This window comes from Pectinatus frisingensis (assembly GCF_014076555.1).
GTDB classification, from domain to species: domain Bacteria; phylum Bacillota; class Negativicutes; order Selenomonadales; family Selenomonadaceae; genus Pectinatus; species Pectinatus frisingensis.
On record NZ_CP045424.1, the window covers coordinates 26,988 to 41,063 of the forward strand.

General features: G+C 36.5%; 10 protein-coding genes. 6 read left to right on the forward strand and 4 right to left on the reverse strand.

Annotated features, from left to right (window positions below; all coding sequences use genetic code 11):
* Nucleotides 1-12 precede the first annotated feature (12 nt).
* Nucleotides 13-831, forward strand: coding sequence for an undecaprenyl-diphosphate phosphatase (locus tag F8M42_RS00125; protein WP_182187423.1), 819 nt, complete (start codon nucleotides 13-15; stop codon nucleotides 829-831).
* Between the two features lie 122 nt (nucleotides 832-953).
* Here the strand turns inward: F8M42_RS00125 and F8M42_RS00130 are convergent, their stop codons facing one another.
* A complete protein-coding gene (locus F8M42_RS00130; RefSeq protein ID WP_182187424.1) occupies nucleotides 954-1,499 on the reverse strand; it encodes an NADH peroxidase in 546 nt (181 codons plus the stop codon).
* An 868-nt stretch (nucleotides 1,500-2,367) separates the two neighbouring features.
* On the opposite strand from F8M42_RS00130, the gene F8M42_RS00135 reads away from it, so the two are divergent.
* The 3 genes from F8M42_RS00135 to F8M42_RS00145 all read left to right on the forward strand — a co-directional run bounded on the left by F8M42_RS00135 (nucleotide 2,368) and on the right by F8M42_RS00145 (nucleotide 5,619).
* A complete protein-coding gene (locus F8M42_RS00135; protein ID WP_229711367.1) occupies nucleotides 2,368-2,940 on the forward strand; it encodes a DUF3793 family protein in 573 nt (190 codons plus the stop codon).
* 16 nt (nucleotides 2,941-2,956) lie between these two features.
* Nucleotides 2,957-3,403, forward strand: a complete 447-nt coding sequence (locus F8M42_RS00140; protein ID WP_182187425.1) for a flavodoxin — start codon at nucleotides 2,957-2,959, stop codon at nucleotides 3,401-3,403.
* Between the two features lie 218 nt (nucleotides 3,404-3,621).
* Entirely contained in the window at nucleotides 3,622-5,619 is a 1,998-nt protein-coding gene (locus F8M42_RS00145; RefSeq protein ID WP_229711368.1) for a methyl-accepting chemotaxis protein, read from the forward strand.
* A 155-nt stretch (nucleotides 5,620-5,774) separates the two neighbouring features.
* Here F8M42_RS00145 and F8M42_RS00150 read toward each other — a convergent pair whose 3' ends face one another.
* A complete protein-coding gene (locus F8M42_RS00150) occupies nucleotides 5,775-6,272 on the reverse strand; it encodes a hypothetical protein (RefSeq protein WP_182187426.1) in 498 nt (165 codons plus the stop codon).
* 125 nt (nucleotides 6,273-6,397) lie between these two features.
* The gene (locus F8M42_RS00155) at nucleotides 6,398-8,104 is read right to left on the reverse strand and encodes a methyl-accepting chemotaxis protein (RefSeq protein WP_182187427.1); all 1,707 of its coding nucleotides are present in this window, start codon (nucleotides 8,102-8,104) and stop codon (nucleotides 6,398-6,400) included.
* Nucleotides 8,105-8,405: 301 nt separating this feature from the next.
* Between F8M42_RS00155 and larE the strand changes: the two genes are divergently transcribed.
* Both larE and uraA read left to right on the forward strand, forming a co-directional pair.
* Nucleotides 8,406-9,215: an ATP-dependent sacrificial sulfur transferase LarE gene (gene larE / locus F8M42_RS00160; protein WP_182187428.1), complete on the forward strand. Its 810-nt coding sequence runs from the start codon at nucleotides 8,406-8,408 to the stop codon at nucleotides 9,213-9,215.
* 189 nt (nucleotides 9,216-9,404) lie between these two features.
* The gene (uraA, locus tag F8M42_RS00165) at nucleotides 9,405-10,676 is read left to right on the forward strand and encodes a uracil permease (RefSeq protein ID WP_182187429.1); all 1,272 of its coding nucleotides are present in this window, start codon (nucleotides 9,405-9,407) and stop codon (nucleotides 10,674-10,676) included.
* Nucleotides 10,677-10,846: 170 nt separating this feature from the next.
* Here the strand turns inward: uraA and carB are convergent, their stop codons facing one another.
* Complete coding sequence (gene carB / locus F8M42_RS00170; protein ID WP_182187430.1) at nucleotides 10,847-14,074, reverse strand: carbamoyl-phosphate synthase large subunit; 3,228 nt, start codon at nucleotides 14,072-14,074, stop codon at nucleotides 10,847-10,849.
* Nucleotides 14,075-14,076 lie beyond the last annotated feature (2 nt).

The window sequence follows — 14,076 nt, forward strand, 5'->3', positions numbered from 1 at the left end:
AGGAGTCTTAAATTGAACCTTTTACAAACCTTTATTTTAGCGATAGTCCAGGGAATCACGGAATTATTTCCTATAAGCAGTTTGGCACATAGCGTATTAACACCTTATGTGTTCGGGTGGAATTTAAATGAAGAATTTTTGAAACAGAACTTTTTACCGTTTATGGTGATGCTGCATTTAGGGACGGCACTTTCGTTGTTCTTGTTTTTTAATAATGAATGGAAGGATATTCTAAATAAGCTTTATCATCATAAATATCATGATAATAGATTACTGTATTTAATAATAGTAGGAAGCATTCCGGCGGTAATCATTGGTTTTTCGTTTGAAAAAATATTGCGGTTCATGTTTAGCAACGTGACAAATGCTTCATTTTTTCTCATTATGAATGGTTTTTTATTATATGCCGGAGAGAAATTCCGTAAAAGAGGTACAAAAACTCTTAATGAAATGACGTTTAAGGAAGCATTTTTTATTGGAATATGTCAATGCATAGCTTTTATACCTGGTTTTTCCCGTTCCGGTGCAACAATAACAGGTGGATTTATTGCCGGGTTGAAGCATAGTGAATCATTGCGATTTTCAATGCTTTTGGCCGCACCAATAATTTTAGGGGCTGCTGTAGTGGAAATTCCTCATCTTGTGGAAAGCAACATTACAAATACGCTGTCAATATCTATTGCTGGTGGTGTAATATCGGCTGTAATGGCTTTTTTATCAGTTTGGTTGATGACAAAATGGTTTCATAAAAATGAGTATACAGCAATGTTTCCGTTTGCTGTATATTGCTGGTTAGTTGGCGGGGGAATATTAATAAGCCGGTTTATGTAATGATAATTGAAAAGGATTTATAAAAAGCCATAAAAAACCACATGCAGGTAAAATGCATGTGGTTTTTTATGGTTTTTATTTAGATGAAGATAAAGGGGAAAATTTATTTCAAGGGGAGAAAATTATTTGTTAAAATAACGTTTAAGTAAACCATTGAAACCACAGCCATGACGGGCTTCGTCTTTAGCCATTTCATGAACAGTGTCATGAATAGCATCAAGGTTTAATTCCTTGGCTAATTTGGCAAGATCAAGCTTGCCTTGACAAGCTCCATGTTCAGCTGCGACACGCATTTCAAGATTTTTCTTAGTGCTGTCAGTAACGACTTCACCCAGAAGTTCTGCAAATTTGGAAGCATGTTCGGCTTCTTCAAGACCATAACGTTTATAAGCTTCAGCGATTTCCGGATAGCCTTCACGTTCAGCTACACGGCTCATTGCCAAGTACATGCCAACTTCAGAGCATTCACCGTTAAAGTTTTGACGTAATCCTTCCAGTATACGTTCGTCAACGCCTTTGGCAATACCAACACGATGTTCGTCAGCAAAGACTAATTCCCCGGCTTGTTCAATAAATTTAGAAGCAGGTGCTTTGCAGATAGGACATTGTTCAGGAGGTTTTTCTCCTTCATAAACGTAACCGCAAACGCTGCAAACCCATTTTTTCATAATAAATATTCCTCCAATTATATGTAATATTATCCAGCAGATATGCACTGTCTTTCTTTTAACACTATTTATTATAACAATAATATAAAAAAAATAAATGCTTATATTTTGCTAAAATAATAGATTTTTATCACTTATAATTAAGAATTCAACGATTTTCAATTTCAAACGCAAATATTTGTTTTTTTATAATTATTTATAGTAATGAATAACTAATATTATTTATGCCAAGAAAATATGATTTTAGATGACCAACAATTAAAAAAAGTTATTAACAGTTATATTTTCAGTATATTAGTCTTTATTATTATAATATATTATTAATAATGTTTTAATATTACAAAAGCTATAACTATTATAAATTAAGTAATGTTATTATGTTACAGTTTATTTATGTGATGATTATAAAATAAGATTGATTTTGAATATGATTATTTTTATCGTAATTTATACACAGCATTATGTTAAAAAAAAGATAATTGTTGATAAAGTGTCTTAGTAAATAAATTAGTAATTTTGCGGTATTTTAGCAAAAAGAAATGAAGTTAATATATTTTAGTCACAGGCTGTGACTAAAAATGTGGATAACTAAATTGACATTAAATTATACTTATAATAGAAATAAGGAAAAAATTTGAGTATAATTTTTGAATGATTTATACAAATACTAATAATATTATAGCAAGTTTATACACATATTTATTCAGTTATTAACAGATAATGAAAAGGTAATAGTATGGGTAATATTATTTTGAACATATATCATGAAGAAATATTTATTGTTACAGAAAAATATATTGAAAACTATTATCAATTATAATATAATTCAAGTATAGTTGATAATGATTTTCAATATGGAGGCGGTTAAGTGGAACCATTAAAGGATTTTGAAATGCTGTTATCATTTCATTGTGCACCGACACTGGCTGGTATTAAGTCGGGAAGTTTGATTTCGATCAATAAAAATAAAGTACATAATTTTACACAGGTTCAAAAAAAATATAGGAATTGCCTTAAATGCAATAATATATATATGTTTACATTATCTGAGTCATTGAATTATTATTTGGTTTTTATTTACAATAAAGAGATACTACATAAAATATTGATGGAAAAGGAAAATCAAAAATTTTTAATTAATTACGGTTATCAAGGTTTTGGTAATGTAGCGCGATGTCTGCATTATTTAAAAATACGTATGCATTTACAAAAAGGATTTCCGCATGAGATAGGTCTTTTTTTGAACTATCCGTTACAAGATGTACAGGGATTTATTAAAAACAATGGGCAGAATTTTAAATATAGCGGACAGTGGAAAGTTTATTCCAATATTGATGAAGCTGAAAAATTATTTTTTCAATATGCTAAGTGTTGTAAACGGTTTTGTTCTTGTATTGCTGCGGGACAAAGCCTTACAGATCTTATGGAGAAGGCTGTTTAAGAAGGGAATGGTATAAATGGGAAAAATTGCAATTGTTTATTGGAGCGCATCCGGAAATACAAAACAAATGGCTGATGCTATAGCTGATGGGATTAATCGAACTGGGGAAGTAGTTGAAATTTTTTCGGCGGCTGATTTTCCGACAGAACGTGTGGTAGAATTTGAAAAAATAGCTTTTGGCTGTCCTGCTATGGGTGTAGAAGAATTGGAACAAGATGAGTTTGAACCGGTTTTTACTGAGCTGGAAATGCATCTTACAGGGAAAATAATAGCCTTATTTGGGTCATACGATTGGGGAGATGGTGAATGGATGCGTACATGGCAGCATCGGATAAATGATGACAAGGCGGTTCTGTTTGAGGGAAAAGGAATTATCGTACATGGCACTCCGAATAAGGATGATAAACAATTGTGCAGAGCTTTTGGTCAGCGATTGGCACAAGAGATGATTAATAAGAGATAATATTGATTGTTATTGTAAGGTAAATATATGTAATATAGATACTTTTATTATTATTTTTATCTAAAAACAATAAAATTTGTCATAAAATTAGATGTTTTTATGGACAAGTTATATTTTATGTATTATCCTAATTTATAGAAATGAAATTTATGTTCTGTCAATGAAGACTTGGACGAATATGTCCGAGTTTTTTTATTACAATGGATTGGTGGGGACGAATGATGAATCTAGAAAAAAAATTAACGGTTATATTTTCTGTGTTGATGACTGCAATTATAGTAGTAATTTCTTGTGTGGCATATTTTTATGCCGAACGGGCTTTAAAAAATCAGATAGAAGGAAAAGCAGCAGCAACGATGGATTCTTATAGTAACAAACTTAATGGTTGGCTGACTAACAAAGCTGCGATATTAAGGACAAAAGCAGCAACAATACATCAATTGACTGGTAACGAGTCGGTGACATTTCCAATGGTAAGCGGAATTAAGGAAGCAGATGAGGATATTAGCGATTTTTATTTTGGCACGGCGGCGGATGGGGCAATAATTGATGGCTCGGGATGGACACCACCGGCTGGTTTTGATGCGCGTACTCGTTCATGGTATAAAGATGCGATGACAGCGGGAAATCTGACATTTAGTGAACCCTACTCAGATGCAATTACTAAAAAAATTGCCATATCGATAAGCATGCCGATAAAAAATAATGCAGGACAAGTAAATGGTGTTTTGTCGGAAGACGTGTTAATTGATACGTTACTGAAAAACGTCAGCGAAATACATCCGTTTAAGGACAGCAATGCCTTTTTGCTCAATGATAAGGGTACAATAATGGCTTATCCGAACAAAGATTTTGTAGATAAAGACATCAAACAAGTTGACGAATTAGCACCGCTTAATACAGCTCTTGGTAATGCGAATATTGATAACCAAAATAGTGGTATTGTTACATACTCTATGAATGGACAAGAAAATTTGTTGGTATATGAAAAGATACCTGCGACAAAATGGCTGTTAGGAGTAAATATACCTACAGCTGTAATTTATGCACCACTTATTGCACTCAGATGGATATTTATTATTGGCACAGTATTGGCTTTGTTGATAGTATTGGTAGTAACACGGATGGTCGCTAAGCGTATAACCTTGCCATTACAGGTATTATCCGGACATGTAGAAAAAATAGCTGCAGGTGATTTTACTCAAAAAATAGAGATAACCGGACATGATGAAATAGCTATTTTGGGAAAAGATTTTAATAAGATGCGTAATGAATTGTATTCTTTGATTAAAAAGGTTCAAGAAAAATCTGATACTATAGCAGCGTCAAGCGAAGAACTTACGGCAAGTGCGGCCCAGACTACGCAGGCGGCTAACCAGGTGGCAGTATCGATAACAAAAGTCGCTGATGGAACCAATAGGCAGACCGAGTCTACCAATGAAGTGGCTGCTACAGTTGCTCATGTAAATAAAACAATTGAGGAAATTGTAAACAATAGTGTTGAGGTTGCGAATGAATCTACTCAAGTAGCAGAACATGCTGATAAAGGCAGCCGTGATGTTGATTCTATGGTTAGGAATATGGAAGAAATAGAAAAAGCTGTACAAAATTCAACCAGTGTAATAGTAAAACTTGGTGAACAATCAAAACATATTGGTCAGATAACCGATACTATTTCAGGTATAGCATCACAAACTAATTTATTGGCGTTAAATGCCGCTATTGAAGCAGCTCGCGCTGGAGAACAGGGGCGGGGATTTGCTGTAGTTGCTGAAGAAGTACGTAAGCTGGCAGAAGAAGTGCAGCAGGCAGCACAGAAAATTGCTGAAGAAATCAATATGGTTCAAAAAGACACTGAATCGGCTGTACAGGCCATGATGACCGGGAACGAAAAGGTAAAAGATGGTGTGGCAAGTGTTGGGATTGTGGGCAATAGTTTGAAATCGATAGCCGATTTAATCCATACCAGCAGCAAGGGAATAAAAAATATTCATACTTCATTGCAACAGATTGCCGATAACAGTGAAAAACTTAATATGTCAATAAAATCAATTGACAATATAAGCAAGACAAATTCTGATGAATCACAAATGGTTTCAGCAGCGGCGCAGCAGCAGCTGGCATCTATGGATGAGATAACTTCAGCAAGTCAGAGTCTGGCTCAAATGGCTCAGGAATTACAATCGGCTACTAATGTATTTAAAGTCAATATGTAAGAAAATGGGGCTGTCGTATGCAAACATTTTCATTCATAAATATTGTAATATCATATCCCCTTATATGCGGACGGAAGACCGTTACAGTGGTGATAAATTGCATTTTTATGAGATCGATGTCGTTTGTGCGACAGCTCCATTTTTTATTAAAAGTTTCATGAACGGGTTGTTAATTCCTGGTTGTGTTTTTTGGCATATTCTACTAAACAATTGTATATTTTTTCCTCATCACTGCCTAAAATTATATCCTGCCATATGCTGCGGTTGATGGTACCAATCAACATACCGTTAGCATCGAAAAATGAAATATTGCCTTGGAATAATTTTTTATTTTTCTTATCATATTGGTAGTGTCCAACAGAATAGGAAAGTGTGGACCAGTCTGTATGATTATCGATCTGCTGTAATGTTTTAACCATATCCTGTGGATTCCAATAAATTTTTTGAGCATTAAAATCTATTATGTTTCGGTCTGTTTTTATATCATCTCGTTCGTTTTTAGGAACGGTTTTACCATATGAAATAGTCAATGTATCAAAATAATATCTATATTGATCTGTGGTTATTATTTTTTGCCAGCGCGGTTCTGCTGAAGCAAAAGCTGTTAATGAAAAAACAAAAATAAATACAGCGGCCAGGAATTTTTTATTCATATACTGTTTCCCCACTCTCACTAATTGGATTATTTTATTGCTTAGGGGTAGTATAGCACAAATAAATTGGCAATTCACCTGCATACTGCAAAGTTTGCTGGAGGGATTCAATAGTAGAGAAAATATTAGATTTGAAATTGTTTTACTTTGTCGGTAAGCTCTTCGGTTATGGCAGCAAGAGAATTACTTGCTGAACTTATTGCTTCCAGTGATGATGATTGCTGCTGAATTGAATTTGAAGCGGATTGTACTTGTAAATTGACATCATTTATTTCTTCATGCATATGGTTTACTTTTTTGATCACATGGTGGGAGGAATCGGTTAACTCAGTTATGTTCTGGGCAATCAGTTTTATTTGTGAAGACATTTCGCTGCTTATGGACAGCAATTTTTGAAAAGATTTTCCTGAATTATTGACATCAGCACTGCCAATGTTGATTTCTTTGCTGTTCAACATCATTAATTCAGTGGTTTTATCGGTCATTTCACATATAGAGAGTATTATTCTTTCAATTCGCTGGGCAGCTGTCTTTGATTGTTCGGCTAAATCCCTGATTTCACTGGCTACTACGGTAAAGCCGGTACCATATTCACCGGCATGGGTGGCTTCAATCGCTGCATTAAGTGCCAAAAGATCGGTTTGCTTTGCAATATTGGCTATTGTGTCGATTATTTTGACTATTTGTGACAAATTCTCATTGAGATTATTTATTCGGCAGACTAATTTTTCATTGGTGGTGGAAATGGAAGACATTTGCTGTACCGTCTGCCTGATGGAATTGTCACCGATATTGGCGATTTGGGCAGATTCTTCTGCTTTAGCCACCGATTGTTCAGTTTGATTTGATATTTGAGCCATATTTTTAACCATCTTATTGACAACTTGTACGGTGTTGGTGACATTGATTGTCTGTTCTTTGATGGAGCCAGCAGTTGTTACGGAAGAGTTTACAAACTGATTTATCATTTGTGCTGATTGAGAGGCAATAACTGTTATCTGGCTGGAAATATCTGATACTTTTAACGTTATTTGCTGTATGTTTTTTATTAATATACATATTTTGTTTAACATGATATTATATGATGCAGCTATCATTGAAAATTCATCTTTACCGGTGATGTCTAAATGTTCACGAAGGTTACCGGAAGCATTTTGATTGCTGACATAAAGAAAACTATTGACAAATTTATTAAAATAACGACCGAATGAAGCTGCGATGACTATTGTTACGAGTATAGATAGCAGCACTGAAACAATTACGGCAGTAATTGCTTCTTTATATTTGATATTGCTGTCATTTACGGCTATGTTTACATAGCCCTCATTAAGTTGTTTGAATTCTTCTGCCTGTGTCAATAAACTACTGTAATATTTACCAATACTACCTGTATTGGATAGTTCTTTTTCGGCAGAATCATCGATTTTATTGTTGATTATTGCCGTGGCAGTGGTTGTTTTATAATTTTGCCAGGTAGCTGCCATGTCACTGATGTTTGCCAACTGACTTTCATTGGGAAAATTTTTCATTTTAGTTATTTTGTCATCTATTTCTTGAGAATATTCATTTAGATCTTTAATGATATAGTTTTCATTTTGCTGTGAGAAATGGCTGCTTTTTCGATACCAAAGCAGTTTATATGTGGTTGCGTGATAGGCTTCAATTAAACGCACAGTTTCTTGCATTGCAGTCATACGCGGCAGGTTGGAATTGGCCATAGTCTGTAAATAATTATTAACTGTTTTTAGGCAAAAACCAGCATAGATACCGACAAAAGCGGTAAATAAGATAATTATGGCAAAAGTTATTGTCAAACGGAGCTTTATTTTCAATATATTCACCTGCTATTTAAGGGCTGGATTTAAATTCCCTTATTACGCTAACATAAATGCAGCTGATTTTTTTTAAGAAAAAGTAAAATCCGTGTAAACTTTTTTGATTTTGCTATTATCCACAAATAATGGGTTACTTTTAATCTCTATAAAATATAGGTGAGTTTTGCTATAATAGTATATAAGGTGTTGTTAAAAATGTGGAAATACTATTATTTATAATTATAATAGTCATTGTCTGGCATGAATTTTATAAAAGTATCTGGATGGTTAAAATAAAAGGTAAGTTATGAGGTGCTGTATGGATAAGTTCGATGAATTGATCAATATATTACGTGGTTATGGAAAATTAGTCATTGCTTTTTCCGGTGGGGTAGATAGTTCATTGCTTACCCAGGCTGCCTATCTGGCATTGGGGAATAATGCTGTGGCCATTACGGCTGATTCACCACTGCTGCAGGATAGTGAGAAGCAGGATGCTGTTAAGGTGGCGGGCATGATAGGAATAAAACACATTTTGATGAATAGTGATGATGTTGGTGTACCGGAGATTGCAGCTAATGACAAATATCGTTGTTACTACTGTAAGAAATTCAGGTTTACTAATATGTGCAGCTGGGCCAGGGCAAATGGGTTTAGGTATGTAATTGAAGGGTCAAATTTAGATGATAGGGGCGATTATCGCCCTGGTATGAAAGCTGTTGAGGAATTGTCGGATATGGTGAAATCACCATATTTAGAAGTTGGTATGGGGAAAAGAGAGATCCGTGCATTAGCTAAGAAGTTTGCCCTGCCTGTTTGGAATAAGCCAAGCCAGGCATGTCTTGCTTCCCGTTTATCATATGGGTTGAAATTGACACCTGAGCGTCTTGATCAAGTGGAACAGGCAGAAAAATTTCTTCATAAGTATGTGGAAGGACAATTACGGGTGCGCCATCATGGCGATTTAGCACGTATTGAAGTCATGCCGGACGAAATGCCTAAGTTAATGTCAAAAAAACTGCGTTCTGAAATATATAAGGAATTAAGTGAACTAGGGTTTACATTTGTAACCTTTGACATTAATGGTTATAAAATGGGCAGCCAAAATGCGGGAATTAGCATAGAATAAGTTTTATGGAATTTTGATGTACCTTGTAATTTTACTGTTGTTGTGGCAGAATGAATAAGGTGAATATGTTAATTTTATAATAAGAATGCCTTGGGATAAGTGATTTACCGCTCACTCCAGGGCAATTGTATTGTAATAAGGTAATTTATCTGTAATTCACCAATAAAACTTTATAAAGGATGTAGGAAGATGAAAAAGTATTATGATGTCGAAGAGCGGGTGCCTTTATTGGAAGGGATACCGCTCAGCCTGCAGCATTTATTTGCTATGTTTGGTTCGACTGTACTGGTTCCATTTTTGCTTAAGGTAAATCCGGCTACGGCATTATTTATGAACGGCGTAGGGACTATTTTATATTTGGTAATTTGTAAAGGTCGGCTGCCGGCTTATTTGGGATCAAGTTTCGCATTTATTTCACCGGTTTTAGCAGTAATCGGAACAGCCGGCATGAGTTATGGTGATGCGCAGGGTGGATTTATTGCTTTTGGGATATCATTTATCATTTTATCATTAATTATCGGCAAGGTTGGCACAAAATGGATTGATTTTGTTTTACCGCCGGCAGCAATGGGATCTGTGGTAAGTGTAATAGGCTTGGAGCTTGCACCGCTTGCACTCACTATGGCAGGATTTATGGGAAATTCATCATCTGCATCTAATATTCCTAATCATTTGGCAATGATTGCATCAGGACTCACCTTGATAATTACTATTTTGGCTTCAGTTTTGGGGCGTGGTTTTATTGGGATAATTCCGGTTCTCATTGGTGTTGTAGCCGGTTATATAATTTCATTTTTCCTTGGAATTGTCGATTGGTCAGGAGTACAAAGTGCGCCATGGTTTTGTGTTCCTACATTTTATGAACCACATTTTAATCTCAGCGCAATAATGATGATATTACCGGCATTATTCGTCGTTTTTGCAGAACATATCGGACATTTATTTGTGACCGGCAGCATTGTGCATCGTGATTTAATAAAAGATCCCGGTCTGCATCGATCTTTATTTGCTGACGGACTTTCTAATATAATTTCTGGGTTTGTTGGATCTACACCAAATACTACATATGGAGAAAATATGGGAGTGATGGCGATAACTCGTGTCTATAGTGTATGGGTGATCGGTGGAGCGGCAATATTTGCTATTGTGTTTTCTTTTATTGGGAAAATTGCCGCGATTATTCATGCCATTCCTGTTCCGGTGATGGGGGGAGTGAGCATATTATTATTTGGTATAATTGCCTGCTCGGGAATTCGTATATTGATTGAAAAAAAGGTGGATTATACTAAATCAAAAAATATGATATTGACGGCAGTTACCCTGATAAGCGGATTGAGCGGAGCAACGCTTATTATCGGACCTGTGCAACTTAAAGGCATGGGATTGGCAACAGTCACTGCCATTGTTTTAAGTATGTGCTTTGGAATATTTGAAAAGCTTAATATAGATAATAAAAATTAATGATGTTTATATAGTATAAACAGGTATATAGAAATATCCCGGTCATTACATTAATGAATAATGTAATGACCGGGATATTTTATATCAGGTTTGAACTTTTACAGTAAAGTAGTTTATTTAAATGAAGTTTATGATCTGCACAAGTTAATTATATGATTTTTAGGGATAACCTATGCAAGATCATCACCACCGCCGACATAATCCTGTAATGCCAGAGTGTAGACAAGACGACGTTCCCGCATAAAAGAAAGTACGCGTAATACCTGCCATGCCGTATCAAGTGCAGTTAAACAGGCAATACCGTGTTCGACAGTGGAACGACGTATTTTAAATCCGTCTTTGGCAAAGGTTTTACCTGGTGTCAGTGTATTTATTACCATATTTATTTTTCCGTCTTTTATCATTTCTAAAATATCACCTTTGCTTTCATGGACCTTGCCAACTACATCGACGTCAATGCCAACATTTTTTATAGATTGTGCGGTACCCTTTGTTGCTACCAATTTAAAACCAAGTTCACTGAAAGCTTTGGCAAGCTGCTGTCCTTCTTCTTTATCTTTATCGGCAACGGTAAATAATATTGTTCCGTGAGTGGGAATGTTCATGCCAGCTCCGGTTATGGCTTTATATAATGCCCGTGAATAGTGATAATCGATGCCCATTACTTCTCCGGTGGATTTCATTTCAGGCCCCAGAGAAATATCGACATCCTGCATCTTAGCGAAAGAGAATACAGGAGCTTTTAATGCTACATAAGGCTTTGGTGCGATAAGACCAGAATGATAACCCATTTCAGCCAGGGTGTGACCTAAGGCTGCCCGTGTAGCTACATAGACCATATTGACATTGGTAACTTTACTGAGAAATGGAATGGTACGGCTGGAACGCGGATTTACTTCAATTACATAAACATGCTCGTTTAAAATTACATATTGTACGTTCATTAATCCTTTGACATTGAGTCCTAAAGCCAATCGTCTGGTGTAATCCACAATAGTGTAAATAACTCTGGCAGATAATGTTTGCGGCGGATATACAGCGATACTGTCACCGGAATGAATCCCAGCGCGTTCGATATGTTCCATTATGCCGGGAATGACTACATCGGTACCATCGCAAATAGCGTCAACTTCGACTTCACGGCCTTCCATATAATGATCGATCAGTACTGGGTGCTGTGGTGATACTTTTACGGCACGAGCCATGTAATCGCGTAATTCTTCTTCATTATAAACTATTTCCATAGCGCGTCCGCCCAATACATATGAAGGCCGGATAACGCAGGGATAACTGATATCTTCGGCAGCTTTTACGGCACCTTCCACAGTGGTGACACTTTCACCGCGAGGCCGTAATATATGTGTTGTTTCCAGCAATTCATCGAACCTCTCCCTGTCTTCAGCGCGATCAATATTATCTACTGATGTCCCGAGTATTTTTACACCGGCTTTTTGCAGTGCACCAGCCAAATTTATGGCGGTTTGACCGCCAAACTGAACAATTACACCCTCCGGTTTTTCCTTATCGATAATGTTGAGTACATCTTCCGGGGTCAATGGTTCAAAATAGAGTCGGTCGGATATATCAAAGTCAGTACTTACTGTTTCCGGATTGTTGTTTATTATTATTGCTTCAATGCCCATTTTTCGTAAAGCCCACACAGAGTGAACTGAGCAATAATCAAATTCTACTCCCTGACCAATTCGGATCGGACCTGATCCTAGTACTATTACCTTCCTTTTGTTGGAAATAGTCACTTCATCTTCCTGGGCATGGAAAGTTGAATAGTAGTAAGGTGTGGCTGCTTCAAATTCAGCTGCACAGGTATCAACCATTTTATAACATGGGAAGATATTAGCATTTTTTCGCATGAATCTTATCTGTGGCATTGTTTTACCGGTCAGTTCGGCTATTGAGCGATCGGCAAGACCAACATTTTTGGCAGCTGCTAATAGTTCCTTGGTTAGTTCTTCATGCAGGATACGATTTTCGATAGTAGTGATGTTTTTTATCTTTTCGATAAACCATTTATCTATTTTGGTTATGGCGTTTATCTGGTTTACATCGGCTATATCGCGTCGCAGTGCTTCAGCAATGACAAAAATACGTTCGTCATTAATGAGTGACAGACTTTTGAGGACGGTGTTGTCATCCCAATGTGCTATATGTTCCATAGAGAGACGATGAACGCCTATTTCCAGTGAACGAATGGCTTTTAATATAGCACCTTCAAAATTGCGGTCGATGGACATCACTTCGCCCGTTGCTTTCATCTGGGTGCCGAGAGTATGATCTGCTAAGACAAATTTGTCAAATGGCCAGCGGGGAAATTTGACTACGCAATAATCAAGAGCCGGTTCAAAGCAGGCTTTGGTTTTTTGGGTTACGGCATTGGTGATTTCATCGAGATTGTAGCCGATTGCTATTTTTGCCGAGACTTTTGCTATTGGGTATCCGGTGGCTTTTGAGGCTAGCGCAGAAGATCTGCTGACACGGGGATTTACTTCTATTACATAATAATTGTTTGTTTTGCTGTCGAGTGCGTATTGTGCGTTGCAGCCGCCTTCAATACCAAGTTCACGGATTATGCGTAGTGAAGCTGACCGGAGCATTTGATATTCGTGATCGGTCAGGGTTTGTGAGGGGGCTACGACAATACTGTCGCCCGTATGCACGCCGACTGGGTCAAAATTTTCCATATTGCAGACAGTAATACAGTTATCATTACCATCACGTATTACTTCATATTCTATTTCTTTCCAACCGGCAACAGAACGTTCAATCAGTACTTGACTAATCATGCTGTATTTGAGACCGCGGATAACGATTTCCTTAAGATCGGTTTCTTTATCGGCAATGCCGCCTCCGGTACCGCCCATTGTATATGCTGGACGGACAATTATAGGATAACCAATTTTATTAGCAAATTTTATCGCATCATCTACATTGTCGACTATAGTACTTTCTGGTATTGGCTCGCCGAGTTTTTGCATAGTTTCTTTAAATAGTTCGCGATCTTCTGCTTTTTTTATGGCGTTCAGCGGTGTACCGAGCAATTCTACTTTATATTTTTCTAAAATACCGTGTTCAGATAATTGAACGGCAAGATTAAGGCCTGCTTGACCGCCTAATGTGGCTAAAAGCCCATCAGGACGTTCCTTACTGATTATTTCTTCTAAAAAATCTACGGTAAGTGGTTCTATATAGACACGGTCAGCAATATGTGTATCGGTCATTATAGTTGCCGGGTTGCTGTTGACTAAAACTACTTCAAGGCCTTCTTCTTTAAGTGCACGACAGGCTTGTGAACCGGCATAATCAAATTCTGCAGCCTGTCCTATTATTATTGGGCCGGAGCCGATTACCATTACTTTTTTTAGATATTTTTTTTTCGGCACGA

What these genes read in the sequence shown, in the direction of transcription:
- uraA (WP_182187429.1), top strand. Translation starts at nt 9,405, where the DNA reads ATGAAAAAGTATTATGATGTCGAAGAGCGGGTGCCTTTATTGGAAGGG.
- F8M42_RS00130 (WP_182187424.1), bottom strand. Translation starts at nt 1,499, where the DNA reads ATGAAAAAATGGGTTTGCAGCGTTTGCGGTTACGTTTATGAAGGAGAA.
- F8M42_RS00145 (WP_229711368.1), top strand. Translation starts at nt 3,622, where the DNA reads ATGATGAATCTAGAAAAAAAATTAACGGTTATATTTTCTGTGTTGATG.
- larE (WP_182187428.1), top strand. Translation starts at nt 8,406, where the DNA reads ATGGATAAGTTCGATGAATTGATCAATATATTACGTGGTTATGGAAAA.
- F8M42_RS00150 (WP_182187426.1), bottom strand. Translation starts at nt 6,272, where the DNA reads ATGAATAAAAAATTCCTGGCCGCTGTATTTATTTTTGTTTTTTCATTA.
- F8M42_RS00140 (WP_182187425.1), top strand. Translation starts at nt 2,957, where the DNA reads ATGGGAAAAATTGCAATTGTTTATTGGAGCGCATCCGGAAATACAAAA.